General features: G+C 44.6%; 50 protein-coding genes and 1 pseudogene. 45 read left to right on the top strand and 6 right to left on the bottom strand.

Going from position 1 to position 25237, the window contains the following annotated elements:
• Window positions 1–27: 27 nt before the first annotated feature.
• Both ACX93W_RS26905 and ACX93W_RS26900 read right to left on the bottom strand, forming a co-directional pair.
• Window positions 28–1524 carry a recombinase family protein gene (locus ACX93W_RS26905; protein ID WP_459395456.1) on the bottom strand — a complete coding sequence of 499 codons (1497 nt, stop codon included), beginning with the start codon at window positions 1522–1524 and terminating at the stop codon, window positions 28–30.
• An 82-nt stretch (window positions 1525–1606) separates the two neighbouring features.
• Window positions 1607–2353, bottom strand: a complete 747-nt coding sequence (locus ACX93W_RS26900) for a stalk domain-containing protein (RefSeq protein ID WP_459395455.1) — start codon at window positions 2351–2353, stop codon at window positions 1607–1609.
• A 78-nt stretch (window positions 2354–2431) separates the two neighbouring features.
• On the opposite strand from ACX93W_RS26900, the gene ACX93W_RS26895 reads away from it, so the two are divergent.
• Window positions 2432–2758, top strand: coding sequence for a hypothetical protein (locus ACX93W_RS26895; protein ID WP_459395454.1), 327 nt, complete (start codon window positions 2432–2434; stop codon window positions 2756–2758).
• Between the two features lie 227 nt (window positions 2759–2985).
• On the opposite strand, the gene ACX93W_RS26890 is transcribed toward ACX93W_RS26895, so the two are convergent.
• Window positions 2986–3201 carry a hypothetical protein gene (locus ACX93W_RS26890; RefSeq protein ID WP_459395453.1) on the bottom strand — a complete coding sequence of 72 codons (216 nt, stop codon included), beginning with the start codon at window positions 3199–3201 and terminating at the stop codon, window positions 2986–2988.
• Between the two features lie 205 nt (window positions 3202–3406).
• Complete coding sequence (locus ACX93W_RS26885) at window positions 3407–3799, bottom strand: helix-turn-helix domain-containing protein (protein WP_459395452.1); 393 nt, start codon at window positions 3797–3799, stop codon at window positions 3407–3409.
• Between the two features lie 160 nt (window positions 3800–3959).
• Between ACX93W_RS26885 and ACX93W_RS26880 the strand changes: the two genes are divergently transcribed.
• The 19 genes from ACX93W_RS26880 to ACX93W_RS26790 all read left to right on the top strand — a co-directional run bounded on the left by ACX93W_RS26880 (window position 3960) and on the right by ACX93W_RS26790 (window position 13542).
• Window positions 3960–4145 (top strand): helix-turn-helix transcriptional regulator, encoded by a 186-nt coding sequence (locus tag ACX93W_RS26880; RefSeq protein WP_459395451.1) that lies wholly within the window; start codon window positions 3960–3962, stop codon window positions 4143–4145.
• Between the two features lie 62 nt (window positions 4146–4207).
• Complete coding sequence (locus tag ACX93W_RS26875) at window positions 4208–4996, top strand: Rha family transcriptional regulator (protein WP_459395450.1); 789 nt, start codon at window positions 4208–4210, stop codon at window positions 4994–4996.
• 344 nt (window positions 4997–5340) lie between these two features.
• Complete coding sequence (locus tag ACX93W_RS26870; protein WP_459395449.1) at window positions 5341–5481, top strand: hypothetical protein; 141 nt, start codon at window positions 5341–5343, stop codon at window positions 5479–5481.
• Window positions 5478–5660 carry a hypothetical protein gene (locus ACX93W_RS26865; protein WP_459395448.1) on the top strand — a complete coding sequence of 61 codons (183 nt, stop codon included), beginning with the start codon at window positions 5478–5480 and terminating at the stop codon, window positions 5658–5660. The genes ACX93W_RS26870 and ACX93W_RS26865 overlap by 4 nt, the downstream gene beginning before the upstream one ends.
• Before the next feature lie 84 nt (window positions 5661–5744).
• Window positions 5745–6077, top strand: coding sequence for a hypothetical protein (locus ACX93W_RS26860; protein ID WP_459395447.1), 333 nt, complete (start codon window positions 5745–5747; stop codon window positions 6075–6077).
• A 203-nt stretch (window positions 6078–6280) separates the two neighbouring features.
• Window positions 6281–6535 (top strand): hypothetical protein, encoded by a 255-nt coding sequence (locus ACX93W_RS26855; RefSeq protein WP_459395446.1) that lies wholly within the window; start codon window positions 6281–6283, stop codon window positions 6533–6535.
• Window positions 6486–7151 carry an ERF family protein gene (locus ACX93W_RS26850; RefSeq protein ID WP_459395445.1) on the top strand — a complete coding sequence of 222 codons (666 nt, stop codon included), beginning with the start codon at window positions 6486–6488 and terminating at the stop codon, window positions 7149–7151. The genes ACX93W_RS26855 and ACX93W_RS26850 overlap by 50 nt, the downstream gene beginning before the upstream one ends.
• Before the next feature lie 11 nt (window positions 7152–7162).
• Entirely contained in the window at window positions 7163–7501 is a 339-nt protein-coding gene (locus ACX93W_RS26845) for an HNH endonuclease (protein WP_459395444.1), read from the top strand.
• Window positions 7498–7815 carry a hypothetical protein gene (locus ACX93W_RS26840; RefSeq protein ID WP_459395443.1) on the top strand — a complete coding sequence of 106 codons (318 nt, stop codon included), beginning with the start codon at window positions 7498–7500 and terminating at the stop codon, window positions 7813–7815. The genes ACX93W_RS26845 and ACX93W_RS26840 overlap by 4 nt, the downstream gene beginning before the upstream one ends.
• A 96-nt stretch (window positions 7816–7911) precedes the next feature.
• The gene (locus ACX93W_RS26835) at window positions 7912–8145 is read left to right on the top strand and encodes a hypothetical protein (RefSeq protein ID WP_459395442.1); all 234 of its coding nucleotides are present in this window, start codon (window positions 7912–7914) and stop codon (window positions 8143–8145) included.
• 37 nt (window positions 8146–8182) lie between these two features.
• The gene (locus ACX93W_RS26830) at window positions 8183–8947 is read left to right on the top strand and encodes a DNA cytosine methyltransferase (protein WP_459395441.1); all 765 of its coding nucleotides are present in this window, start codon (window positions 8183–8185) and stop codon (window positions 8945–8947) included.
• Complete coding sequence (locus tag ACX93W_RS26825; protein ID WP_459395440.1) at window positions 8944–9369, top strand: hypothetical protein; 426 nt, start codon at window positions 8944–8946, stop codon at window positions 9367–9369. Before ACX93W_RS26830 ends, ACX93W_RS26825 begins: the two co-directional genes overlap by 4 nt.
• Window positions 9353–9577, top strand: a complete 225-nt coding sequence (locus tag ACX93W_RS26820) for a hypothetical protein (RefSeq protein WP_459395439.1) — start codon at window positions 9353–9355, stop codon at window positions 9575–9577. Before ACX93W_RS26825 ends, ACX93W_RS26820 begins: the two co-directional genes overlap by 17 nt.
• A 159-nt stretch (window positions 9578–9736) precedes the next feature.
• Window positions 9737–10051 carry a hypothetical protein gene (locus ACX93W_RS26815; protein ID WP_459395438.1) on the top strand — a complete coding sequence of 105 codons (315 nt, stop codon included), beginning with the start codon at window positions 9737–9739 and terminating at the stop codon, window positions 10049–10051.
• A 441-nt stretch (window positions 10052–10492) separates the two neighbouring features.
• Window positions 10493–10681: a DUF7167 family protein gene (locus tag ACX93W_RS26810; RefSeq protein ID WP_459395437.1), complete on the top strand. Its 189-nt coding sequence runs from the start codon at window positions 10493–10495 to the stop codon at window positions 10679–10681.
• The gene (locus ACX93W_RS26805; protein WP_459395436.1) at window positions 10678–11076 is read left to right on the top strand and encodes a YopX family protein; all 399 of its coding nucleotides are present in this window, start codon (window positions 10678–10680) and stop codon (window positions 11074–11076) included. The genes ACX93W_RS26810 and ACX93W_RS26805 overlap by 4 nt, the downstream gene beginning before the upstream one ends.
• Window positions 11077–11134: 58 nt before the next feature.
• Entirely contained in the window at window positions 11135–12046 is a 912-nt protein-coding gene (locus ACX93W_RS26800; RefSeq protein WP_459395435.1) for a phosphoadenosine phosphosulfate reductase domain-containing protein, read from the top strand.
• Window positions 12047–12651: 605 nt separating this feature from the next.
• A complete protein-coding gene (locus ACX93W_RS26795) occupies window positions 12652–12966 on the top strand; it encodes a hypothetical protein (RefSeq protein ID WP_459395434.1) in 315 nt (104 codons plus the stop codon).
• Between the two features lie 201 nt (window positions 12967–13167).
• The gene (locus ACX93W_RS26790; RefSeq protein ID WP_459395433.1) at window positions 13168–13542 is read left to right on the top strand and encodes a hypothetical protein; all 375 of its coding nucleotides are present in this window, start codon (window positions 13168–13170) and stop codon (window positions 13540–13542) included.
• On the opposite strand, the pseudogene ACX93W_RS26785 reads toward ACX93W_RS26790, so the two are convergent.
• Window positions 13539–13598, bottom strand: a pseudogene (locus tag ACX93W_RS26785) (helix-turn-helix domain-containing protein); the annotation flags it as partial. The gene ACX93W_RS26790 and the pseudogene ACX93W_RS26785 sit on opposite strands and share 4 nt — an antisense overlap.
• Before the next feature lies 1 nt (window position 13599).
• A complete protein-coding gene (locus ACX93W_RS26780; protein ID WP_459395432.1) occupies window positions 13600–13755 on the bottom strand; it encodes a ribbon-helix-helix domain-containing protein in 156 nt (51 codons plus the stop codon).
• Window positions 13756–13894: 139 nt separating this feature from the next.
• Here ACX93W_RS26780 and ACX93W_RS26775 point away from each other — a divergent pair, with 139 nt between their 5' ends.
• The 25 genes from ACX93W_RS26775 (at window position 13895) to ACX93W_RS26655 (ending at window position 25236) form a co-directional block, all read left to right on the top strand.
• On the top strand, window positions 13895–14068 hold the full coding sequence (locus ACX93W_RS26775) for a hypothetical protein (RefSeq protein WP_459395431.1): 174 nt from the start codon (window positions 13895–13897) through the stop codon (window positions 14066–14068).
• A 40-nt stretch (window positions 14069–14108) separates the two neighbouring features.
• The gene (locus ACX93W_RS26770; protein ID WP_459395430.1) at window positions 14109–14258 is read left to right on the top strand and encodes a hypothetical protein; all 150 of its coding nucleotides are present in this window, start codon (window positions 14109–14111) and stop codon (window positions 14256–14258) included.
• 2 nt (window positions 14259–14260) lie between these two features.
• Window positions 14261–15043 carry a phage replisome organizer N-terminal domain-containing protein gene (locus ACX93W_RS26765; RefSeq protein WP_459395429.1) on the top strand — a complete coding sequence of 261 codons (783 nt, stop codon included), beginning with the start codon at window positions 14261–14263 and terminating at the stop codon, window positions 15041–15043.
• Between the two features lie 10 nt (window positions 15044–15053).
• Entirely contained in the window at window positions 15054–16343 is a 1290-nt protein-coding gene (locus ACX93W_RS26760) for a DnaB-like helicase C-terminal domain-containing protein (protein WP_459395428.1), read from the top strand.
• Window positions 16344–16370: 27 nt separating this feature from the next.
• Window positions 16371–16667, top strand: coding sequence for a hypothetical protein (locus ACX93W_RS26755; protein WP_459395427.1), 297 nt, complete (start codon window positions 16371–16373; stop codon window positions 16665–16667).
• A 118-nt stretch (window positions 16668–16785) separates the two neighbouring features.
• Window positions 16786–17076 carry a hypothetical protein gene (locus ACX93W_RS26750; RefSeq protein WP_459395426.1) on the top strand — a complete coding sequence of 97 codons (291 nt, stop codon included), beginning with the start codon at window positions 16786–16788 and terminating at the stop codon, window positions 17074–17076.
• 67 nt (window positions 17077–17143) lie between these two features.
• Window positions 17144–17416: a hypothetical protein gene (locus tag ACX93W_RS26745; RefSeq protein WP_459395425.1), complete on the top strand. Its 273-nt coding sequence runs from the start codon at window positions 17144–17146 to the stop codon at window positions 17414–17416.
• 73 nt (window positions 17417–17489) lie between these two features.
• Window positions 17490–17672, top strand: a complete 183-nt coding sequence (locus ACX93W_RS26740) for a hypothetical protein (RefSeq protein WP_459395424.1) — start codon at window positions 17490–17492, stop codon at window positions 17670–17672.
• Between the two features lie 10 nt (window positions 17673–17682).
• A complete protein-coding gene (locus ACX93W_RS26735) occupies window positions 17683–18042 on the top strand; it encodes a BC1872 family protein (protein ID WP_459395423.1) in 360 nt (119 codons plus the stop codon).
• Window positions 18039–18311 (top strand): DUF3310 domain-containing protein, encoded by a 273-nt coding sequence (locus ACX93W_RS26730; protein ID WP_459395422.1) that lies wholly within the window; start codon window positions 18039–18041, stop codon window positions 18309–18311. Before ACX93W_RS26735 ends, ACX93W_RS26730 begins: the two co-directional genes overlap by 4 nt.
• A gap of 78 nt (window positions 18312–18389) precedes the next feature.
• Window positions 18390–18521, top strand: coding sequence for a hypothetical protein (locus tag ACX93W_RS26725; protein WP_459395421.1), 132 nt, complete (start codon window positions 18390–18392; stop codon window positions 18519–18521).
• Between the two features lies 1 nt (window position 18522).
• Window positions 18523–18882, top strand: coding sequence for a RusA family crossover junction endodeoxyribonuclease (locus ACX93W_RS26720; protein ID WP_459395420.1), 360 nt, complete (start codon window positions 18523–18525; stop codon window positions 18880–18882).
• A complete protein-coding gene (locus ACX93W_RS26715; RefSeq protein WP_459395419.1) occupies window positions 18879–19025 on the top strand; it encodes a hypothetical protein in 147 nt (48 codons plus the stop codon). The genes ACX93W_RS26720 and ACX93W_RS26715 overlap by 4 nt, the downstream gene beginning before the upstream one ends.
• 70 nt (window positions 19026–19095) lie before the next feature.
• Window positions 19096–19275, top strand: a complete 180-nt coding sequence (locus ACX93W_RS26710) for a helix-turn-helix domain-containing protein (protein ID WP_459395418.1) — start codon at window positions 19096–19098, stop codon at window positions 19273–19275.
• 142 nt (window positions 19276–19417) lie between these two features.
• Window positions 19418–20449: a hypothetical protein gene (locus ACX93W_RS26705; protein WP_459395417.1), complete on the top strand. Its 1032-nt coding sequence runs from the start codon at window positions 19418–19420 to the stop codon at window positions 20447–20449.
• A complete protein-coding gene (locus tag ACX93W_RS26700) occupies window positions 20449–20580 on the top strand; it encodes a hypothetical protein (protein ID WP_459395416.1) in 132 nt (43 codons plus the stop codon). The genes ACX93W_RS26705 and ACX93W_RS26700 overlap by 1 nt, the downstream gene beginning before the upstream one ends.
• Window positions 20580–20828 carry a DUF6440 family protein gene (locus ACX93W_RS26695; protein ID WP_459395415.1) on the top strand — a complete coding sequence of 83 codons (249 nt, stop codon included), beginning with the start codon at window positions 20580–20582 and terminating at the stop codon, window positions 20826–20828. Before ACX93W_RS26700 ends, ACX93W_RS26695 begins: the two co-directional genes overlap by 1 nt.
• 344 nt (window positions 20829–21172) lie before the next feature.
• Entirely contained in the window at window positions 21173–21598 is a 426-nt protein-coding gene (locus ACX93W_RS26690; RefSeq protein WP_459395414.1) for a sigma-70 RNA polymerase sigma factor region 4 domain-containing protein, read from the top strand.
• Between the two features lie 412 nt (window positions 21599–22010).
• Window positions 22011–22313, top strand: coding sequence for a hypothetical protein (locus ACX93W_RS26685; protein ID WP_459395413.1), 303 nt, complete (start codon window positions 22011–22013; stop codon window positions 22311–22313).
• Between the two features lie 83 nt (window positions 22314–22396).
• On the top strand, window positions 22397–22663 hold the full coding sequence (locus ACX93W_RS26680; RefSeq protein WP_459395412.1) for a hypothetical protein: 267 nt from the start codon (window positions 22397–22399) through the stop codon (window positions 22661–22663).
• Entirely contained in the window at window positions 22647–23030 is a 384-nt protein-coding gene (locus ACX93W_RS26675; RefSeq protein WP_459395411.1) for a terminase small subunit, read from the top strand. Before ACX93W_RS26680 ends, ACX93W_RS26675 begins: the two co-directional genes overlap by 17 nt.
• Window positions 23011–24366 carry a PBSX family phage terminase large subunit gene (locus tag ACX93W_RS26670; protein ID WP_459395410.1) on the top strand — a complete coding sequence of 452 codons (1356 nt, stop codon included), beginning with the start codon at window positions 23011–23013 and terminating at the stop codon, window positions 24364–24366. Before ACX93W_RS26675 ends, ACX93W_RS26670 begins: the two co-directional genes overlap by 20 nt.
• On the top strand, window positions 24363–24665 hold the full coding sequence (locus ACX93W_RS26665) for a hypothetical protein (protein WP_459395409.1): 303 nt from the start codon (window positions 24363–24365) through the stop codon (window positions 24663–24665). The genes ACX93W_RS26670 and ACX93W_RS26665 overlap by 4 nt, the downstream gene beginning before the upstream one ends.
• Window positions 24662–24934, top strand: a complete 273-nt coding sequence (locus ACX93W_RS26660) for a hypothetical protein (protein WP_459395408.1) — start codon at window positions 24662–24664, stop codon at window positions 24932–24934. Before ACX93W_RS26665 ends, ACX93W_RS26660 begins: the two co-directional genes overlap by 4 nt.
• A 14-nt stretch (window positions 24935–24948) precedes the next feature.
• Complete coding sequence (locus ACX93W_RS26655) at window positions 24949–25236, top strand: hypothetical protein (protein ID WP_459395407.1); 288 nt, start codon at window positions 24949–24951, stop codon at window positions 25234–25236.
• Window position 25237 lies beyond the last annotated feature (1 nt).

The following is a 25237-nucleotide window of genomic DNA, read 5'->3' as shown; positions in this document are numbered from 1 at the left end:
TTCCCGTATTGAATGAAATGTATATGATTAATTGAAATTTACCTCTGTAATCCGAAATGGGAGCGACTTTCCTTTCTTCGAATGCTCCCGGCCGTTTGCTACATCGCACTCAAAATAAATATTGCTAAATACAGTTTGCATCATTTCTTTTTTAGCGCCATCGTCAATGTCCGTCCATAACTCCGAAAATGAACGCAACGTAGTCAGGTTAGAGCCGTTCATTCCGATATCCGCAGCCTTTAATGACTCAATATGATCTCGAAGGATTCGTTCCTTCTCATCTTCCTCACGCTTCCGCTCCCTAAAATCAACCTCAGACATGAGTTCTTCCGCAAACATGTATTGCCACTTCTTGCGGCGCTCCATTACGTTGCGGAGTTCCTTTTGAACCGCTTCGATTTCGTCCGTATGATCTTCTCCTTTTTCAGCACTGGCCGCGATTTCCTCAGTGCTTACATTTAAGGCGTTGACGTATTCCAAAATCATTTTCTCCGCTAGTGACTGCTTCAATAATGGCATATTGCAACCCATGGACTGTGATCGTCCAGAACAGATGTAATTGATGTAGGACTGCTTAGGATTGCCCCATTTGTCCTTATTGCGGTATGGTCTGCCCATCATACCACGACCGCACCTGGCGCAGCGTATAACGCCTGAGAACCAATACTCGTGCTTCTTGCTCGTTCCGTAGAATCTCCTTCGCTTGATTCGTTCCATATGTTCTTCATATTCTTCCCAGGTGAAAATAGTCGGGAAATTGGTATCTGACCAAATGACATCAACATGATCTTCTTTCTTTATCGTTACATATCCTCCGGCTTTTTTCTTGGTTCCGTATCGCATTTTTCCAGCGTAGAAAGGGTTATCTAGCGTATAATTAACAACGCTTGCTTGCCACGCTACTCCATCCCTTCGTTTCATGCCTAGACTGTTTAGATGTTTAGCTGTTGCTCCAAACCCGTTACCGGCCATATAATAACGCCTTAATTCACGTAGTATCTTTTCTTCTTCTGGAACAATGTGCATCGTTACTTCATCCCAACGATATCCGAAAGGAACTGCACCACCATGCCATTTACCATCCCGAACAAGTGTCTCCATGCCAAAACGGACGCGTTCAGCTAGGTTCCCGCGTTCCCACTCTGCTAGAGCTGCCACAATCGTAATAAACAATTTACCCATCGCTGTTGTTGTATCGTATACTTCTGTAGCTGATCTGAATTTAATGCCTAGTCGCTCAAAGCGGTCTAGGATGGCGTGTAAGTCCCGCACCGATCTAGTGAGCCTGTCCAACTTGTAAACCAGTAGAACGTCAAAATGGTTATTCTCAGCAGCATCCATGAGCCGTTTAAGCTCCGGCCTTTCCAAATCTTTAGCCGATTCGCCTTCTTCTATATAAACCTCGATTACTTCCCATCCTTGAGAGAGGCAATAAGCTTTGCATCGTTCTATCTGGCCGTCCAGTGAATACCCATCTTCAACCTGCATATTCGTAGATACCCGCACATAAATAGCTGTTCTCATACGTTACCTCCAGGACTTTAGTATCTCTATTATACGGTGATGGGAGAAATAGAAAAGCCCCCAGGTTGTGGGAGCTAAGTATTTAGTATTCAATAATCTGGCGCTTTAACTTCAAGTATTCGGGCTGCACAAGATTTAGTCCGTCGTGTACTGCATCGAATCCATCTGCTGCGTTATCTAAGTATATATCGAAATGTGATGGGTTTCGTGTTATCGAATATAGTTCTAAATAATCTATCGAAGTTTTATAGTATTCTATTGCATCAAAATAGTGGTTCAATATTAAACTTGCCTTATCCATGTTTATCCCAATATCGGTAAAGCTTTGTTTTGCTCCGTTGTGGTATTCTACTTCATCGTTATATATGTCCATATACCCATTTAGGTGTTTATAAGCGGTATCTATATAAGTGCTAGTGCCTTTGTTATTTATTTCTTGGAAAGCAAGACTGAATGAGTTTGGTAAACTAGATAAAGATTTTCCAAGAGATTCAATACTTTTATAATGGTCAGAAGCCAAAAATAGCATCTTTAGTTGAGTAATGTCTTTTTCTGTCACTCCGGCGGTGGAATCTGTTTTAATATTTACAGTATACGTTTCAGAATCCCATGTAGCTTCTATGCCAGCTTCTTTTAACATCGAAAGCGGAACCATCGTCCGTCCTTTAAGAATTACGGGAGGCGTATCTTTCGGAACTACTTCCTTACCATTAATGACCAACTTAACAATATTGTACCCCTCAAACTTACCCCAATTAGCCGCTGCGCTCACAACGCCTGTTGCCACCAGCATTAAAGCTACTGCAAGCAGTATAACCTTCTTCTTCATATTCGCACACTCCTATAATGAGATATGTATGTTATCGGCACATCCAAGGAAATACTTTACATAAAAGGATGTGTCGGTATGATTATGGGCATAAAATTATTTGACCGCGTTGGTGACGAAACAGATTTCTTTGAATTTCCCCCTGAAATCGTAAACTATATAGACCTCTATAGGCCCACCAACCACTCCGCAAAAATACCTGTATATCATACTCCGTACGGATCATATATGGCTGTCCATACCCTTAACGAGCTTGCCATGGCCTATAGACGGTATGGATTCGTAAAGCACGGAAAATCAACGGTCATAAATGAACGAAGGATTGCTGAAAAACAACCTGTAGATTGCGGTACATTGATCATTTTTGTGTGCGGACAAAAATTATACATAAACAAAAAACTCTAATTCGACAATATAGTACAATGTCAATGGGGGTATAACTCCATCTCACCCCTGTTATGGACGTCAAATTTCGACACATCTAACAGAATTCTCATAATATAATAGAAACAAGTCGAAAGGACGATTGCACCACGTGAAACTATGTCGTACAATGGCTCTGTAATCGCTTTAAGAAGTCCGTTGTTGATTACACGATTTCGTGTAATCCTCCCGTCGAAGCAGCATAAATGCTACTTCTGCTGCCGCCATACATAAAGGTCTTCGATACCGCACTTGAGGAAATATGCAAACAGCATAGCTGTTCTGAGGTTCATAATTGTTCTCAAGTTAACATAATCGGAGATTTTTTGCGGGCCTTTCCCGGTAACATCTGCAAGCCACTGCTGATCCTTACCTATACGGGCCAACAAATCTGGTATGCGGCAGCGGACGGGTGTAAACTCCATGTCCGTGCCACCTTATTATTTTTTTCTTCTGAAACAGAACATACGTTCCTTTATGTAGAGTGATATGCTATCATTGTTGTACACAATACTTGTACATTGGGGTGATGATTCGTGACAAAAGAGAAAGATGTCAAGGAGATTCTAGATGAATTAAAATCTTTGAAAAGCACAAATGTTCATGAACTCATTTTATTTATTGAAAAGTCTATTTCTTCTTCATATCACCAAAAACAATCTGAATAATTTGCTCCAATTTCTCTTTTGCGCCTGGCTCATCTAAATCCACATTGTACTTCTCTACAATTTCCTTAATCACAAATTCTTGATTTCTCTTAGGTAATATGTCCTCGTTTGATTCTTCGCCCCTTTCGATATGACCGGCAGTCTTCATTAATTCCTCATACTCATAATTGTAAGCCTCGGCTAGCCTCTTCAAACTATCTGGAGATGGCATGATTGGGGCTTTCGTTTTGGGATGTTTCCCATTTTCTAATGAGCTGATATAAGAATGACTAAGGCCACTTTTTTCTGATGCTTCTCTCAGCGTTAACTTTCTTGTATTTCTTAATTCTCTCAAAAACCTATTAATCTCGTACAATAAAAATCACCTTCTTATTATTCGTTCTACATGTCATACAATATTGTAGTACAAAGATAACAAATTAAATCAAATAATTATGGATTACATAGTTGACAACGTGTACTATCTGTAGTACATTTGGTTTGTACAACAAATAGTACAAGAAAGGAGATGCCGAATGAAGAACAATTTAGAATTCATGATGAAGTCCAATAATGTAAGTCCGTCCAAACTATCCAAAGACACTGGTGTTTCCAGGTCGACAATATACAGGATATTGGATGGCGGGACACCATCTGCTGTTGTTATGACGAAACTATCTAGGTATTTCAACAGGCCGCTAGGCGATTTGTTTTGCGCCTAAGTACTACATGTAGTACAAAAGTATTTTACTTCATTAATAAATTATTTGAAAGGGGAATGAAAATGAAACTGGTATTCATCGAAAACAACAGGCCAGTGACGGATAGCCTGACAGTGGCTGAAGTGTTTGGCAAAGAACATCGGAACGTTATGGCAGACATTGAAAATCAAATTTCAAAACTTATTGAAGCTGGAGAGAAAGAATGGGGGGCGCTGAACTTTCAGCACACCCAGTACCAGCATCCGCAAAACAAGCAATGGTACCCGAAAGTTGACATGACAGAAGATGCATTTGCAATTGTAGCCATGTCATACGTAACAGCAGAAGCAATGAAAATGAAGGTTCGCTTCCTTGAAGAATTCAAGAGGATGCGTGAAGAGTTAAACAAACCAAAGTTTCAACTTCCGCAAACATTTTCTGAATCACTCTTCATGTTAGCCGAGAAAGTGGCCGAGAACGAACGGATTGCTGCTGATAATGAACGTTTAGCCATCGAGAAGGCGGAACAGGAAAAGAAATTAAAAGATCAGGAAGCGCCGGTTGCTATCTACAACCTCGCTATATCGGCTCATAACACAATGTCGATGCAGGAAGTTGCGAAATCGCTCAACACTGGACGGACTCGCCTTTATAACATTCTTCGTGAAGAGAAGATCATCATGCCGGGTTCTACAATGCCATATCAACGATTCCTGGATTCTGGATACTTCAAAGTAGTCGAAAGACCTCGGACAAGCGGCGATACGATCACAAACGACCCGGCAACGCGGGTTACGGCAAAAGGCTTCGATTATATAGCTCGGATGATGCAAAAGCGGAATGACCGTTCTCAGCTTGATCAAGAGGCATAACGCATAACAGTATCGTACGAAAATCGTACGAAGTAACTATCTCCAAATTGACGACAGTTATCTAACCATCTTGAAATTCACGACAGTTCAAATAAGGAGGCCACCCCATGATAGAGCTAAACCACCCAACGATAAAAACGCAGCCAACTGAACGGATGCGTAAGCAATTTGCCTCTCTTCTATATAAAGCAAATGTTCAAACGTCCGGCAGAAAGGCAAAAGGCGCATGAGTGTCCTAGTAGACAGTTGGAACGCCTATGTAAGAGCGCAAATGGGTGCGGCAAAGACGGAAAATGAGCGCCTACGCTGGGAATTGGAATTAGTGACTAAGGAGGATGGAGTGCATGGAAAACTTCTGGAGCCAAATATGGAAACAGCATGACCGCATCAAAAATACTCGTGGTGAAGTTGAAGCAGGATTATTCCTTAAAAATATCACTCAGCGCCTTTCTGATATTTCTGAATTTGAAGGAGGCCGAGCATGAGGGACACGAAACTTCTGGATCACATTTTAAAGGAATTATCTGATTACGCAGAACACCGCAAGGATGGAACGTTGGAAGAATACCGCAATGGTAAAGGCAACCTTGAATTTAACATGGAACTGCTGGACCGTTGCTACAAAGAATTATCTTCAAAGGAGGAAGAACGCCATGCTGCTTAAAGTACAACCTGTTCCACCAATACATCCATCACTTCGTTATCCTACGCCAAAAGTACCACATGTTAGGAAAGGAGGTAAGAAATCTTGCATGGTCTAAATTGGGATCACCTAAAGCCGCAAATGAATTATCACATCTCCCATTCTCCTTACTCTTATGAAGAAGTACAGGAAGTGCTTGCTAAACCCGATTGGTACAAGCTTGAGCCATTTGACCGCTGGAAATGCTGGACAGGCCACGGTAATAGCGGATTGGAGTTTACCTTTCACCAGTTACTCGAATTGATGGAAGAAGCGCAGGGATTGGATAAGCAAATGTGGGCTGAAATGATTCGTTACAAGCTGCTGGATGTAGTAGGGGCCATGATCAAGGAAGAATCTGCTGCTGAATTTGAGGAAATCAGGGAGGAAGCTGCATAACGTGGGAAGTGAAATTCGGTACATTGATTCGGCTAGACAAGCCAAGATGGACGGGAAACGACACATCATGATGCTTTGTCTAGCCAATCGTAAACGTGTGTTACAACGGGAAATTGAGCAAACAAAAAGGCGCTTCGGGAGCGCCAATTAGATGAAGAAGAAATGTTATGACCAAATGATACCACGAAAGGACGGGAACATCAATGGAAACCGTCAGAAGGTACATTTTAAAGCACGTGGACGGTTATCCGGTAGATATACGGTTTGAGCGAGTAAAGACGATTAGAGCGGCGCTGAGGCTGGATGATGATCTGTTTCGGCAGCTTATGACAGGCTATTTTAAACCGCCTAACCCAGGCGACTATTATATGCAGGAAATTGAGGTCACATATCGGGAGGTAACGGAAAATGTGCAACAAATCCGAGACGATCAGCAAGATAGCAGCGGCGCTGGTTAAATTCAGCGACGAAGTTCGGCCCATCGAGAAGGACGGTACTAATCCTCATTTCAGATCAGCATACACCACTTTAGACCACATGATTGATTCAACAAAACCTATTCTCACCAAATACGGCTTGACTGTTATGCAATTCCCTGGCGGTGATGGTCATAAAATCACTGTTCGTACCATGATCATTCATGAGTCAGGAGAGTGGATTGAAACTGAACCGCTCACCTTACAAGCAGCTAAAACAGACCCGCAGGGAGCAGGTTCCGCGATCACTTATGCAAGGCGTTACAGCTACGCTGCTGCACTCTCATTATCGCTTGGTGACGATGATGACGGGAACAACTCTTCTCTGCCTCCACAAGGCCAGCAGAGCCGTTCAAATCAGCAACCAACACAACAACAAGGACAATACAGTACAGGTCATACAGGGCAGTCTCAGGATCGTGTAGCTACTGAAAATCAAGTGAAGCTATTACGAGCAAAAATGAGGTCTGCTGGATTTGAAACGATTGCGCCAATTAATTCCTTTCTGGCTATGAATCTTGAATCTATCACGGAACTGCCAATGTCCAAGGTGAATGACGTTATCAAGTTCTTGGACGAGCAGCGTCTTCCGGCATAGGAGGTCTACCCATGGACTTATCCAAACAGCCAGCACGGAGCGTTACAAAGGAATCTCAAACGCATAAGAACCGTTTAAAGCCCCGTAGAGGCGTTTCGGGTAAGTTCAGCGCTAAGACTATCAAAATCATCAAAGAGCGCGACGGTTGGCGTTGTGTGCGGTGTGGTAGCTACTATATTGAGCCAGTGCCGCACCACATCATCTATAGAAGCCAGGGCGGACCTGGAACGGTTGATAACGGCGTATGTGTCTGTCCGGAATGCCATCGTCTTGCACATAGTAGTAGAGCGGTCCGGAAGTGGTTTGAAGAGTATCGCACAAAATATCTATTGGGAGATGAAACGGCATGAAAGTATTTATTGACAACGTTTTGGATGAAAATGGCGACATCAAAGGACGGTTATGTCTCGAATCTGATTCCATGCAATTTATTATTCGGGAATACAACGGGAAACTTGATGCCAGCGGAAAGGAAATAAGTAAAACTCATGGATATTTCCCAAATGTCTCTTTTGCACTTCATAAAGTAATCAAAATGAAGATCATGAAATCCACCGCTACTACGTTACAGGAGCTTCGTGAGGACATTCGTAAGATTGAGGAACGTATTTGTCGGGAGTTCGACTGGAACGCCGCAAAATTGTCAGCAGAAGGCGAAGAGTAACTCATAGGCCGAAGGCCACCGATTCGTCCGAAAACACTTAGCGTAGCGGTGGCCGTATCAGGTTTGCCCCTACTCAGGGGAGAAAGAGAGAATCGCATGAAAAAAACAGGCAAAGAAATGATAGGCAGCAAATGCCGCTGTGGTCGCGGCGAATTGAAGAAGAAATATAACCGAAACGTCAAACCGGCTAAACCATTTGTAGGCTGCTCCAATTATCCAAGATGCGATATTGCCTTTGATTACGACGAGACAACTAGGCAGATTACCGAGATATCAGACCAAGACGCTCACGACGATGCCTATTATGATTGTGTGGATTATAAGTATTAGGCCCTGTTGAGGGTCTGGGGAGAAAGAGGGGATATACATGAAAGCACTAAGCCTATTTAGCGGGATTGGCGGAATTGACTTAGCTGCTGAATGGGCAGGGATAGAGACAGTGGCGTTTTGTGAACGGGAGCCGTACCCGCAAAAAGTCTTGAGAAAGCATTGGCCTGACACCCCAATATACGATGATGTTTTTGATTTATCGAAAGAAAGGATGGAATCAGATGGAATCGACTGCGGGGCAATTAGAGCTATTTTCGCCGGATACCCTTGCCAGCCTTTTAGTCTTACCGGGGAGCGAAAAGGCAAGGACGATGACCGCTACCTCTGGCCGGAAGTTAGCCGCCTATTACAAGAACTCAAGCCCGCTTGGTTTGTTGGTGAAAATGTTGCTGGGCACGTCTCATTGGGGCTCGACGATGTGCTTGATGACCTGGACAGACTCGGTTACACCACGCAACCGTTTATTATTCCGGCTGGAGCTGTCAACGCGCAGCATGAAAGAGAACGGGTATTCGTTCTATCCTACTCCAACAGCGAGCGATTACAGGGGGGGGAGATCGCCGGAGGCTGCGGAGAGATGTGGGCGAGGACCGAACAACAATTTTCGCGATTATTGCCGCCAAATACACGGCCTAAAGTATCCGCCGCCGACTTTGGTAGAGCAACTTATGGGGTTTCCCGAAAACTGGACGAAAATATAGTCAAGGCGTTGGGAAATGCAGTTGTGCCGGCGCAGATATACCCAATCCTAGCAGCCATAAAGCAGATAGATGATTTGACTTTGGAGGGGATAAAGGAATGAAGGGTACACAGTTGATGCAAGAGGTTAAAGAGGCGTTAAGCAAGGCTACGCCGGGGCCGTGGATTGTATTTCCCGACGCCGTAGGGGTTGACAATAGCGGGAACTGGATTTGCCAAATGTACGAAGGAGACCCTGTGAGGACAGAGGTTTTGGAATTTGAAAATGCTCAAGAAAATGCCCGACTAATTGCCGCAGCGCCTGAATTGCTACAGCGTATGGTGGATTCCCTTGAAGAAGCCAATAGGACAATAGCAGACAAGGAACGAGAGAACGCCGTAATGAAGAAACTGCTTATGGATGTATCAGAGCACCTGTCATGGCGCAATGTTGACGGTTCCGGCCCAGCTAAAGCGCTTGGGATGATTTATGCATGGGCAGCCCTATCTCACGAGGAGGATAAGACAGATGATCAAGTGGATTGAGTATGATCGGACAAATCCCCCTCACTTAGAACAAGAAACAGCTTACCTTGTGACGGATGGCAATAGGGTAGATATCGGGTGGTTTAGTGACGAAGTTGAGAACGAAGAACCGCGCTGGTATGTGCCTGACTTGAGTCCGATATGCTCGGATCATGTTACGCACTGGGCAAAAATCAATCTTCCTGGGGAGGTATCTAGTGATGTCTGACACTCTCAAGTTCTCTAATAGATTTGAGGAAGCGATGTATGGAGCAGTAGGAACGAGTGACTGTCACAAGGTAGGAATATGGGGCGGCTGCGGCGTTGATTGCTGGGTGTATCAGGAGGGAAGATGTCCTGAACCTGATGAGATAAAGGAGGGTTAGGGATGTCCAACAAGGTTGAATGCCCTTATTGCGATTTTGAAAACGAAATTACGGACATTGAAAGCAACTCATTTGATTTTGAATGCCAATCATGTGAAAAGGAATTTGAAGTGGAGGTTGAATACGAACCATCTCTTTCTGCTATTGAAATCATTTGGGTAGATTGTCAGGCATGCGGAACGGAGACCAGAAATCCCTACAGAAAAGATCGCGTATTCCCATTTCCGCAAATCGGACATGATTGCGTATGTGAAAAGTGCTGGAAAGCTGGTCTAGCAAAAGAGTGGGAGGCTGGTAGGGATGTCCAAGATAGATAACCCCGATACGGCTCGGGTGGATTCGGTCGATACGGTGGCGGCGGCATGAAGCGTCATATAGCACCACGCAAGATTAAAAACTGCTGCCTATCATGTAGTAATCCTATTTTGAAAGGGCATGTCTATTACACCGAACGAAAAGTATATGAAGTCAATGAAGGAATAATTGGATTCACTAGACACTTTTGCGCGCGGTGTGCATATGCGGAGTCTGACAGAAATGAGCGATTTAAGCGCTTTAAGCCAAACTGCCATCATCCAATCATTGATGAAATATGGGATTACATCCCGGGAGAAGCTGTGATGCAACCTGACCACGATGAATGCCGGATATGCAGAAAAATTGTGTTCTAGACCGGAGGCCTCCACTCGACAGAATAATCTTAGCCGTCAGGCGGAGGCCGTATAAGCCCTATAAACGATTATTGGAGGATGATAGTAATGATAATTAGGTGGAAATTGTCAATCGGATACCCTAGCGCTTGCAGGGAAGGCGAGGTTGAAATCGACGATAAGGATTTGGAGGGATTGGATGAAGAAAAACGTCAAGAGGCGATTTTCGAAGCGATTTGGGAAGATGCAATGCAATACGTTGATGTGTACACAACTGGCGAGGAGGAATCCCAATGACACAACATACACAACGTCCATACAGGGGCAGACGGGTTGATAATGGTGAGTGGGCAATCGGAAACCTGTGGGAGTATAAAGAGCAGGCATGGATTGTTTGCGTAATTGATGATGACGCACAACGGTTTACGGTCGATCCCTCAACAGTAGGTCAATATACTGGCCTACAGGATAAGCATGGACGCGAGATTTACGGCGGACAAGATGTCCAAGTATTGATTCAGGGCGGATATTCTCACGACTTTTGCGACTTGGTTTATACCAAAAAAGTTACCTACAACAGCAAAAAGGCGTGCTGGGAGCCATTTGACCGCTGCCGTATGTGGGCGGACAACGGATATTTAACGGCAGTGGAAATTGTCGATTCTGAGTTGCTGGAAGGAACTAAACCCTGATACGGAATGATTCGGTATTTCCGAATAGTTGATCCATATTGCGAAGGAGTGTGAGAAAGTGGAAACGGTCAACGTTGTGAATAAATCCGGCGGAAAAGACAGCACGGCCACATGGCTGAAGGCACTGGAGGACGGAATAAAACCACTCGTTGTATTTAACGATACAGGGAACGAACATCCGTTGACATATGAATATTTGGAGTATTTGGAGTCTAATCTCGGACCGATCAAACGCATTAATGCTGATTTCTCTCAGCAGATAGAGCGAAAGAGAGAAACGGTCCAGACTAAATGGCGAAACGATGGGATAGGGGAAGATGTGATACAAGCAGCGCTGGAAATGCTCCACCCTACTGGTAATCCATTTCTTGATTTATGCATCTGGAAAGGTCGTTTCCCATCAACGAAGATCCGATTTTGTACGGTTGAGCTAAAGGTACGGCCGATGTTTGATCAAGTGTTTGAACCTTTACTGGATGAGGGGAAGCACGTTGTTTCGTGGCAGGGAATCCGGGCTACAGAAAGTCGTGAGCGAGCTCTGATGCCAGAACGAGAGGACACGCCTGAAGGGTATGAGATTTACAGGCCGTTGCTCCAATGGTCGGCCAAAGATGTGTTCGATATGCATCGTAAGCACGGAATAGAGCCTAATCCTCTTTACAAACTGGGCATGGGTCGGGTTGGATGCATGCCCTGTATAAACTGCGGCAAGGACGAGCTGTTTGAAATAGCAAGGCGTTTCCCTGATCAGATAGCCCGGATTGCAGAGTGGGAACGGATCGTCAAACAAGCATCTAAACGAGGCGGAGCAACCTTTTTTCCAACGGCCAACGGAAGAGACGCGGAAGGAATATACGACAATGTTGAGTGGTCGAAAACTGCTTACGGCGGTCGAAATTATGATCTGATTAAATCCATCGAATTTGAAGAAGTTCCATCCTGCTCAAGCCAATATGGGCTTTGTGAGTAATGAACAGTACGACGAAACAAAGAACCAGTCCCGTCTACGCTATACAGCATAAAGGCGTAGACGAGGCCGTATAAGGTGGAGGGGTGAATATGGCGGTCAAATCTGGCGGGTTGCTAGAAAAAGCAATAAAAAAGCAAGATGCGCATATTTGCAGCAATTGCGAAAACCTTGTAACAGTAGGCAACGCTTTAGGCTGTGCGGCTCACGACAAACTTATATTGCCTGACTATCCTCCGTACCACGGAAACATGATGTGTGGGGACTGGAAAGGAGTTGGAGGGGTATAGATGACAAGGGAGCAACAGGGGGCGGTGATGGGGATATGACAGACGAGGACAAATCCGGTGTATCAGTCAGTTCGCCAGATTTAAAGCAAGGATGCGGATGCGCGCTCATCATACTGGCGGTTGCTATATTTTTCAGTTTTACAACGGTTTTGGATTTAATAGAAAAACTGATAGACAAGCTTTGAGGGAGGAAGGTGAAATAGATGACACAACCAAATGACGGATGGGAAACTTGCGCTTTATGTGGAGAGGATTTCCGTCCGGAAGATAGTTTCTGTGATGACACGTGCGACGAATGCGCAGAGGAGGATGGTTTGCTTGGCTGAACAGTCTAGGGAAGAGAAGATACAGGAACTGCGCAGAAAAGTAAACGACACGATGACATATCGAAAAATGTTTGGATTGTCTGGATCGGATGAAATGTGTACGGATGTTCTATGGCTGCTAGAGGAAATAGAACGCCTGCACCATATCGTTGAGTCTAACGAAAAGGTGGTATCCCAACTAAGAGAGGAAAGGAACGTACTAATCGAAACAATACGATGGTACGCCATTAGGTCGGGAACTGATATGAAAATGAATGATACGTTCAGGGCTTTGGGGATAGGAGTAGACAATGAGACCATGGACTGATTATCTCAAGTATTTGCCTATGGCTGCTCAGTTTTGGATGGATGATCAGCTTAAGAGAAATCCTCGTTTTGTATTGCTAATGACTATATTCATAACAATTACAATGGTTAACTTGATCTTTATCGGCCTCCGCTTACGCTAAGTAGTTCGGTCGTCTCGATGGCAGCTACGCTGCAAAACCAACATAAAGGAGATAATACGATGAAAACAATTCAAGAGGTACTAGACAATTACTCAGATTACGAAACATTTCTTGATGATAGGTTCGGCGCTCGATTTGCACAATTTTTGACTGATGAACAACTTGTACTCATCGGATATGGACCAAAAGAAGGTGTTACCCGCGAAATTGTACCTTTCACGCGTGAAAATGTTATTGATCAACTCAAAAAAGATGTGGAGTTCGGTGCCGAAAAAGCCTTCAATCAACGAGGAATATCAAGTGAACTAATGTATTATGTGGTTCGTTCCTGGAACAAGATTTTTGAAGAAGGATTGGAGGATTTCGATATTTTTGGATCTTATGGAATCCCCTTGTTCCGCGAAACAGCCAATAAGTATGGATGGGAATTTTAATCCGGCACAAACTCCAATAACTCGCCTACCGTACAGTTAAAGTAGGAGCAGAGGGCGCTATTTGCCCTCCTTCTCCTTAATGTATTCTTTCAAAATCTTGTTTATCTGCTGGCTAACTGAACGGTCATCCTTTTCCGCCAAAGCCACAATATACTCATGAACCTCAGGGTCCAGCGTTATAGCCGTCCGTATCTTGTTAAATTGTTTCGACATTATCATCACCTAATATCATATAGTATCACACTTATAAAAAATTATGCTGAATAATCAAATTGTATATACAAAAGTATGATAGTATATGATACAATATGTTTAACAAGGTGCTGGCGAGCTTACGCAGGGAGGTTTTAACATGTTGACAGCGATAGTTAATCAGCAAATTGATGGATGCTGGGTTTGTCGGTTGTATGAGCCCGGAGGATACACATGGCATGGGCAAGTTGCACACGCAACGTATGGGAAGGTTACGAAAGACGAGTTTGTATTCGAAGTCAAGAAAATGTTCGGTGAAGTTGAAGTGGAATAACACAGGCCCTTCTGGGCCTTCTAACAAAGGAGGTCATCACATGAAAGCAACAGCAAACGTAGTAATGCGAGTAGATAAAAAGTTCCTTGAACGGATTGACCAGAAATGCAAGGATGACGGATTCAAGACGAGAACGGAATACTTCATGTTCTTAGCGAGGAATGATATCGCTGAATCTAAGGCGGTGTAGGAATGGCAGATAACAAAAAGTATTACTACATGAAGCTCAAAGAAAATTTTTTTGATAGCGACGAAATGATCATGCTTGAAGCCCTTACTGATGGATACTTATACTCCAACATACTTTTGAAATTATATTTGCGAAGTTTGAAAGATGACGGAAGGCTGATGTTTAAGGGAATCATACCTTACACACCAGATGCATTGGCTAATATATTGCGTCACAAAGTCGGAGTTGTCGAGAAGGCGATCCAAGTCTTAAAGCAATTTGGGCTTGTGGAAATTTTGGATAATGGCGCTATTTACATGCTAGATATTCAGAATTTTATCGGTGAAAGCAGTACAGAAGCTGATAGAGTAAGGGCCTATCGCAAAAAAGTTGAGGATCAAAAGAAGTTGCTTGTTACAAATGATGTACAAATGTACGACAAAAGTACACCAGAGATTAAAGAAAGAGATAAAGATAAAGAAAGTAGTAGTAGTGTCGATGCTTTCATGACATATCAAAACTCCATCGGAATGATTAGTCCTACCATCAGAGACATGATTCAAGACAATATTGACTTTTACGGTGAACCTATGGTGTGCGATGCCATTAAAGAAGCTTCTCGGCAAGGTAAAAATAAACTTTCTTATGTCGAGGGTATTCTTCGGAAATGGCATACGGATGGTAGGAGCAAGGGGCCAAAGTCAAAAGTGGCGCACCATGACTTACCTTCTGAATCAGAAGTGAGAGCTGCTGAACGTCGAAAGCAAGAAGAAATGGATCGTATGAGTTTTGAGCAGTTTCTTTAGGCGGTGACATATGGGTTTACGTGAAGAATTATCCGTTTTAGGACATGCACTTATAAACCGTGATCATTGTGAATTGCTGATGGCTGAGTTTACGCAAGAACATTTCATGGAGAAAGAAACACAATACCTTTTCCGCATCATGCAAGAATACGTAACCAGCGGCCGCCGCCCTCTGTATGGTGACATCATATCCGAATTCAACTATTTGGGTGGAGTCGCTGGACAAGCAAGGGAAGAATCAATGGCAAGCATTGACCATGATAACGACTTTGCTACCTTGAGAAAGGATCACCGAAAACGCTGTTACCGCAAATTGGCAGAAGAGTTGATGCGATTAACCGAACAGGATTTTGAGGAAGAGGAAGCGGAGTCCTTAGTAGATTCAATCATTCCACATTCCGGCAATGAGCGGACGGACGAATATATGATTACATCCCAAAAAGGCGCAGAGATGGCTAAGGCCGCTTTGACGGAGGCCATGAAGAATCCTGGAAAGATAAATGGGATTAGGCTTTCATACGATGCCACGGGCGGTGCTCCTGTAGGATTTCAGAGCCTTGATTACACATTGAACGGATTACGCGGCGGTGACTTGCTAATGTTTGCGGCAGAGAGCGGACATGGCAAGACGGCGCTAGCCATGAACCTGACTCGAATCATGAGCTACCACAACAACCGTAATGTCTATTACCTCAATACCGAAATGGACATAGTGCAGATGATTAACCGTTGGGCAGCGATGGCAACGAGGATCGAATATCAAAACTTTGAGCGCGGCGAAGTGTCTCCAGGCGAGTTAATGCGATATGAAGAATGGCATGAGAAGTTTAAAAAATCGCCGCTGTTAGTGTCGCGTATTCCATCCCTCAGCCCGAAATTGGCGAAGTCATTGGCAAAACGGGCAATGCGGAAGCATGGGAAACTGGATGCTTTGATCGTGGATTACATCGGCCGTATGAATCTTGAGAATGTACGGAACATGCAGGAGTATCAAATCATGAGCGCCATCGTTAAGGAATTAAAGGAGATGGCTATGGAACTGGACATTCCAATCATCGCTCTAGCGCAGCTCAATTCCGAAGGCAAGCTTGAAGGCGCAAAGAAGATGCGGAACGAGTGCGACGGACTATTCTTCTTCCGGCCGAAGACAACGAAAACGAAAAACGAGGAAGGGGAAACGATTACCGTTGCTTCTGACTCCGAATATTACTTGATCAAAGAGAAAGTTCGGCGCGGTTCTACAGAAGGTGCGATACATTGCGAGTTCCACAAGAAATACCAGTTCATTCGGGAGGTGTGACCGATTGAAACAACGGAGGAATATCTGATGTTACACTTTCAAAATCTGTTGGAGATAGAGAAAGGGAAAAAACTTACACTAACGCATTACGAAATGTTCAAGCGCCGGCCTATCGAAACGCTAGATCAGTTGGACATGGCTTATCACGACCTACTTCACTTCCTGCTGAATTATGAATACTACGACACCATAGACCGCATCGAAAAGGGAGAAGCGCTATATGCTGCTGAAACTGATCCAATCAAGCGCAAACGATACAAGGCGCGGCTGGACGAACTGAAAGCGAAACTTGAAACTCTGACGTTGAAAGGAGACGCGGCATGATATTTGACCGAATATTCAAACTAATCAACGATACACAGAAAGAACCTGACCCTGTGAAACGTGAACGCAAGATGGACGAGTTAAGGAAACTGGAACAGAAACTAAGGAGTGGTAAGGGATGAAGAAAAGTGAAATTGAAGTTGGTGGAGTATACGGGAATGGTAAAGGACGAATCAGAAAAGTGATAGCCGAGGGAGCAGAATTTGTTCTGTACCCGGGGCAAGGTGAGTCAGATAATTTGCGATTTGAGGTTGTAAACGACGGGTCAAAGAAAAACAGAACCAAAGGAAGTCAGGGAAATATAACTCGTACAGCGTTTGCGGCATGGGCAAAAGAAAGAATTTCAGCCTCATTGGGAAAAGAAATGGATGCGAATAAACTGCCGGAAGATCAGCGGAATGAAGGTTAAGCAAGTTAAAGCATACGTTTTGGAACTTGAATCGAAGTTTGGAACAGAAACTAAGGAGGGGTAAGAGATGAAAAAACTTCTTGAAATAAATCCAAGTTGTTGTGCGATAGGTGGAGGGACAGAGGAAGTGCATGTCCTAGAAAGCGAATGCCCTATTAATCGTGAAGAAGGTAGAAGAGTAGTTAAGCCTTTTGGAGATAGAGAGAGTGAAAGGACTGAGTGTACCTGCATCTATGTTAGTGCCTTTAGTGGCGGCGTGAAAGCTTGCGAGCATTATAAAGGTTGCAATAAAGTACAACGGAATAAACGTAAAGTGTGGATGGTTTTCTGTAATGCGTAACAATGTAGGCCGATAGGCGACCAATCGACTGAATAGGCTCAGTGAAACGGGGGCCGTATAGGAGGGTAATGGGATGAAAAAAAGGTACTGGTACACATTTGCATATACGACATCCGATGGAGGCGTAGGTAATGGTAATTTCGCTTCGGATTGTGCTAAACCAACGATGTCCTTGCTAAAAGAAATTATCAGGCAGATTAAAACGGTAAGAAAAGTGGACGGAGTTGCTATAACAAGTATTCAAAGAGCCAATTAGGAGGGTTATTATGCTAACCGAACAGCAGATAAGGGATATGGATCCTGGGAGAGAATTAGACAGGCTCATTGCAACACAAATCATGGGATGCGAAATCGACGAACGCATAGACATCTATTTTCAGGGTAAAAAGTGGAGTCCGATTCCAGAGTACAGCACCGACATATCCGCAGCATGGGAAGTGGTGGAGAAGTGCAACGAGGTAAAGGTGAAAAGGTACGAGACGATGGGTGGTCACTGTTACTTTTGCAAAATAGAGGTAGAGTCGACAGAAGGATGGGATGAGGTCATCGAAACTGGCGATACAGCCCCCGAAGCCATTTGCAAAGCCGCCCTTATCGCCCATATGAGGGGAGGGAGTGGGGATTGACTAATGATAATGTAAACTACCCCCAGCACTATACATCAGGAAAAGTAGAGTGCATAGACGCAATAGAGTCTGCCACTGTTAACTTATCAGGTATTGACGCTATATGCACAGGTAATGCAATCAAGTATTTGTGGAGATGGCAACAAAAAAACGGAGTCGAGGATTTGAAGAAGGCAATGTGGTACATCAATAAAATAATCGAGAGGGATGGTCAAAATGAAACCCATCACAAAGAAAATGGCAGTGGTGCAGTTTGTAAAAAAGCGTAAGCCACTTATGAGCGCACAGGAGAGAAAGCGGCAGGCAGATAGCTTGCGGACATATCGCCCGGGAGGTGACGATGCCTCATGAGCGAATACCGGATCAAAGTAGGCGATTGGAAAAGTAAACGAATCTTCACTAGCGCAATCGAGGCCGTGAAGTCTCGCCGCAACCTATCAACCTGTCTGCAAAACGTAGAGATCGTAAAGGAGGGGTAGCATGAAATTCACGATTCCTGGAAAGCTCCCGACACTTAACGAAATGATAAACGCCAGCAAGCGGAACAAATACGCCTACGAGGAATTGAAGAACTCAGCCATCGCAATTGTGGTTTACTCCTGCAAGACGGTAATACCTATCCTTCCGGCGTGTGACTATATCATCACCTGGATACCGCCAGACAAGCGCACAGACAAGGACAATATCATAGCGGGGCAAAAATACATTTTCGACGGGCTGCAAAAAGCCGGAAAGCTGACGAATGACGGCTGGAAGCAGATCGGGGATATTACGCATAAATTTGCGGTGGACAAGCATAATCCGCGAATTGAGGTTGAAATGAGGGAGAGAAGCGCATGAATCCACTTGATGAATTGTACGAAGCACTCAAAAAGCAGAAAAAGAAGAAAATTGCGGTCATATCGACGGATTATGTGCTGGGCAAGTTGCGGGAGTATCGCAGAATAGATTCTGACGATCCTGACGGTGTTATAGGCGACTGATAGAACGAAAATAGGGTAAATGGTGCGAATAAAATCAGAACGTCTAAATAAGGCGAATGGAGGCGTTAGAATGGATGTGAAGGAATGGATAAAACATAAGCGCAAGGAAATGAACTGGAGTCGTGAAACATTGTCGGTTTTGTTGGGCGTATCAATCACGACGATTAATAATTGGGAACAAGGCAGAACATCGCCCGGACCATACGCGAGATCGAGGTTAAAAGAGACGTTTGGTGAGTTGCCGGAATGACACTATTTTGTCGTGATAACCTATGCGAATGAAACGCAGTAAAAACACCAGAAAACCGCATAAAATCAACGTTTTTAGCTGGATTAAAGCACTCAAATATAGTATAATTAACTATAACAATATTGATATTCGGAGGGCGAATATGAGCGGAATTGACGAGATCAAAAGTGAGATTGAATCGCTTACAGAGCAAAAGCAAAACGTGGACATGGAATTGTCTGTTATGGATAGTTCGGGCGTAATATCTGACCATGGAAAGTATAACGAACTGCGGGAACGCTCAGCGCAATTGGGTAACAGAATCGCGGAATTGAGCGCATCGGTTGAAGCGCAGGACAGCATAGCCGGACAGTTTGAACAATTGGACTTTGGAGACGGCGCGGTTATGGCATTGCGGGACATGTGCGCAAGCGATGACCACTATCAGCTATTATCGGGATGGCTGCAAACTTATATAGGCAATCAGGCACAGCAGCACGCGACCATTGTTGCTAGCTACAAATCAGAGATTGCAGCGCAGGAAGAGCAGATTTCTGAATTGAAAGGAAATGTCGAGGAATTACAGGCCATTGAATTAGCCTATGAATCTCTTCGTAGGGATAAAGAGGATATCGAATCCAAACGCAATGCAGCAGGTGAACAGTTGGCGGAAGCGAAGGCTGAAATTGAACGCCTGACAAAGGACAACGAATCCCTGCGGAAGCAACTGGAATCGCGTCCAACGGCTTCTCCGCAAGCTGAACAGGTTGATCCAAAAGAGCTTATCCGCCGCATCAACGCCGCCAAGCCAGGTATCTACAACAAACGCTGGAAGGACGAGTTCAACCGTAAAACGTATATTGCTAACCTTTCGGCAACAGGTGAAGAAGTTGAAATATCGTGGCTGGAGCTTGGTAAATACCGCGAAGAAACGCCGGAAGAGGCCGAACGATTTCGCCAGGAGCTGGCGCAGGCAGAAGCGGAAAGGTTGGCTGCTGAGACTCTGGAGCAAGGCATAGAAGTACCAACATTGCAGTTTCCCGAAACGGAGCACGGATTGGCTGAAGGGAACACTGGTGTGGAAATGGCAGGAGAGACAGTTACGCGGGCGGAATTTGAGGAACTAACGCGTAAGGTTGAGAGGCTGGCCTTTGCTACAGGGTTTACAGATATGTTGCAGGAGGGTGCTGCCTAATGAATTGGGATATACCAAGAAACCTTCTTGATGAAGACGTGGGAAGGCCGCTAGGATGGATTAAAGAACCCATAGACTGCGGCGAACTGGTAGAAGTAAACGGAGAATACGTTCCGGCAGGTGAGTCATAATGAAAAGATGCTTTACAACTACATTAATATTTTTGTCAGTATTGATCATGACGGCATGCGGTAATGTTGAGGGCGGTAATGTTGAGGAACGAGGAAATACAAATTTAGAGAAATTGTCAAGAACTAATCTTAACGGGCGAACCATTACGCACTTCATCGATAAGGAAACTGGATGCCATTATTTAATGGCTTCAGGATCTGGAATTACACCAAGGATAAACAGTGATGGGAAACCATACTGCGAATAGCACCACATAAAGGGGAACCACAACACTCACTGAGTGCAAAAAGTGGTTCCCTTTGAATTATCAAAAGGGGTGATACCCATCAAAATAGGATCGAAAGTGATGACAAGTCAAAAGGTCAGAATGTCATACATCTACTTTGGCGGAAAAGGAAAGCATGCATTAGTGTTGGGTTGGGCACTCAATAAAGGCGATTGGTGGCGTGAAGATGGAGAAGCACGGAAGTTTATAACGTTCGGCTCAGTCATTCATGATGGATTGAAGCGAACAGGTGTATACATCGGTCGTTTGGGCCTAGCACATATGAGAAATTCGAGCCAGCAAATTAACATAAGGGGGAATCCGGCATGAAACACGATGATGTCATTGAATTGTTGAAAGACTTCCGTAGCTATGAATTCGCAGCATTCAATTGCGGCAGATTGCGCGTAACGCTTCCGAACCGATTGTTAGACCCACAACGCGATCCTGACGGATGGGACCAGAATAGGTATAACCGCATTGTAAGATTTGTCAGAAGCGCCGTGGACGAGGTATTAAGCGACGATCAGCGAACAATCATCATGAGGAAGTACCTTGACCGCAATACGCTGACGCTAAATGAAATAGCAAGCGTGATCCATAAGGACAAAAGTACAGTGACCAGATGGCACAAGGAAGCAATCCGGCGTTTGGTTGTAGCGCTCCAGCCATTGGGACACGAAGAATTGGAGATAACCACTTTTGACCATATGTTTGACGTTGACGGCAAATGGAAAGGTATATCGGCATAATGCAACTTTTTGCAACCAAATGAGCCAAACCGCACCGTATAATAGCAATATAGGAAACTGACGCATGGACAACCGATAGCTGTATGCGCAGTCGTTGTCCACGTCACTTCCTGCGGCCCTTTATCCATTCGCCTGAGAGGGCCGCTATACTATTATGAGATTCCGTAGTTCAATATTTGCTGGTAGAACGGTGAGCGATCCCGAAAGGGTGAAACCCACAGGTTGCAGTTCAAGTCTGCCGGAATCTCAAGTTAGCGTGGTGGCGGAAGAGAGACGCGCGGAGTCTAGGAGCCCGTATCATTCATGGGCCATTCTCCCATGACCACGCAAGCGCTTGAGCCGACGCTAATATCGGCTTAACATAGTTTTTTGAGGGAGCCTATACGGCTCTCTTTTGCATTGGAGGGATAGCATGGTAATCACGCAAATAAGCGATAAGGCGTATACCCTTGAAATGACGATCAAGGAAACGAGCGAAGACCCTATGAGGCGTCATGACTGGTACTTCAATCCTCTTATAGAGGACGCCGGAGACAGGTCCAGTGTTGTATGTGAAGTTGTCGATTATAAGGGCGAAATGGAGAACGTAGACGGCACATATCAGAGGCAGTACCTTTTCTTTCTGTGCTGGGAAGATAACCGCATCAGCAGGGCTCAGGCGCGTGAAAAGGTGTTTGGTGAAGATGATGTACTGTTAATTCGTGGTGTCCATTAGTCGTAAAGTGCAAATAACTACCAAATATTTCGAGGTAAATACTTTAAAATCAGTAAATTAGTGCAAATTGGGGGGTGTTTGTTGTGAATATGGAGCGAAACATAAAGTTATTGCTGATGAAGCTTGGCAGGCAAGGACATGATGTATCGCTATCAAAAGAACAGCGATACTCTCAACAATTCGACAGTGTTTACTCGCGTTATAAACTCACTTTCTGGATTGAGGGGGAGAAGCTGAACAAAAAAACGGGAGAGAAGAAGAAAAAGAAGATTCCGCTCACGGATGAATTTTCTAGTGCTGCTGATCTCCTGAAGCATATGGTGGTGAAGAGCCGTGAGAGAGCAACATAAAGCATTTGCTGATTATTACATTGAGACACAGAACGCAACTGAGGCAGCAAAGAAGGCTGGTTACAGTGAAAAGACAGCCTACAGTATTGGCAGTAGGTTGTTGAAGAAAGTTGAGATTGACGCCTATATCAAAGAAAGAATGTTGAGCAAAGAGGCTGATCGTGTAGCTAACCAAGATGAAATACTCGAATTTCTAACCTCCGTCATGCGTGGAGAAGTTCAAGATCAGATGGGATTCGAGACATCTGTACGCGATAGGAAAGATGCTGCTGTTCAGCTTGGTAAGCGATATGGCATGTGGGAGGACCGCATAAAGCACTCTGGAGATGTTGGGGTGAAAATCATCAATGACATTCCACGGCGGTAGTCCAACGATTAATTTAACAAATGTGATAGCACCATCGTTTTACGATGTTCATTGGGATATACATGACGGTAATCATACGCACTATTGGTTGTCAGGTGGACGTGGAAGCACCAAGTCCTCATTCGTTGGGACGGAGATCATCCTGGGCATCATGGAAGACCCTTTGGCGAATGCCGTCGTACTGCGTAAGGTCAAGGATACGCTGGGCGAGTCGGTTAAAGAACAGCTAGCTTGGGCAATTGAAGCGCTGGGCGTTGAGCAGTATTGGGAGATACCAGAACAAAAGCTAGTTCTGACGTACCTTCCAACCGGCCAAGAGATTCGTTTTCGAGGAGCTGACAAGCCTAAGAAGATCAAGTCCATGAAATTCAGCAAGGGTTATACAAAGTTTATCTGGTACGAGGAATTGGACGAGTTCACCAGCATGGAAGAAATACGGATGATTAACCAGTCTCTAATGCGCGGTGGGCCGAAGTTCATTGTGTTCTACTCCTACAACCCACCGAAGTCAGCTAATAACTGGGTTAATGCCGAAATGAAGCTTACCCGCGAAGATCGTCTGACGCACCACAGCACCTATCTAACGGTTTCGAGGGATTGGCTAGGGGAACAGTTCATCATCGAGGCTGAACATCTGAAAGAGACGAAGCCTACCAGTTATGAGCATGAATACCTTGGCTCTATAACGGGTACAGGTGGGGAAGTATTCGAGAATGTTCAGATACGCAGGATCAGCGAGGAAGAAATCGAAGAGTTCCACACCATCAGGCGTGGTCTTGACTTTGGTTACGCCATTGACCCTCTGTCTTACTTGGTTATGCACTATGACCGCAAGCATAAGCGGCTATACATCTTTCATGAGTTGTACAAAGTCGGCCTATCTAACCATGCGGCATATCGTCACATCACGGAGGAAAACACCGATAACACCGAAGTAATAGCGGACAGCGCAGAGCCTAAGAGCATCAGCGAGCTTAACCAGTACGGATTGCGGATAAGGCCAGTGAAGAAGGGGCCTGACTCTGTAGAGTACGGCATAAAGTTCCTCCAGGACTTGGAGGCTATCATAATTGACGATATACGATGCCCGGAGACTGCGCGTGAGTTTCTGACATACGAGCTGGACAAGGATGCTAACGGCAACTTTAAAGCAGCGTTCCCGGATCGAAACAACCACTCGATTGACGCAACGCGCTATGCCATGAATGACGAGTGCATGCTGTTCATCGAAAAAATGAAGAAGAAGCAAGATCATGATAATAGTGCAGAGGGCAGAGCGAGAAGAAACATTGCCAAACTCAATAAACCACGTAGAGAGGGGATGCAGGCATTGTGACAAGGGAGAAAGAGATTGAGGAAACAATCAAAGAATATTTTGAAAAAGTTGGAAATGGTGGTGGTTACACATTCCCGGTTGGTTTCTGGGATGGAAATCACTTTTTTGCTTACGCATTACACGAGTCTAGAGACAATCCGAATCTAAGTCCTGAAGAAAGGACGGCGATTCGTCAAGAAAAGGATGTATTTTGGCACTTGAGAGAGTGTGAATCGTTTACGAATAGAGAAATCGGTCTGATGGCAGCAGCGGGGATAAGTACAGTATTAGGCCTGAGGATGTTGGAGCGTGGCCTATGAGTCCTGAATTATACGCTGTAATGGCGTTATCGCTGATTGTCATTACGGCCCTACTGACGGTCATCATCCTAACTAGAAATGAGCGAGAACGAGTCGTTTCAATCCTGATTATGAAGCATGGTGAGCGTGAAATTGAGTGGAACAAGGAGCGTCAGCAGTTGCTTGACCGCATCCAAGCTCCATCATTCGGGGAAATGAAGCAAGCTGAGGTAAAGATCATCAAAGCACAGCAGGGGCATAAAGAACCGCCTCAGCTAGAGCCATTGTGAGGGGGTGAGAGGACTTGAAACTGTACAAATACATCTGCGGTAGGGATGAAAAGTTCGGAGCCGCCAAGGACGAATCAGACGCTTTTGATAAACGGACAGAGGTTGACGCTACCTTCGCTTGGCTGCCAGTTGAAATTGAGGAAGTGAGGGTTGAAGGTTACGAAATCACTCTTACGCCTATTGCTGGTGACATTAACGACATGGACAGGGACCAGCTTAAAGCCTACCTTGATTCCAAGGGCATCGAATACACGCCTCAATTGGGCGAGGATAAGCTGAGAAAACTGGCGCTCAATGCGTAGG

The organism is Paenibacillus sp. CAU 1782 (assembly GCF_054551715.1).
This window is presented reverse-complemented; position numbering and strand designations above follow the sequence as displayed.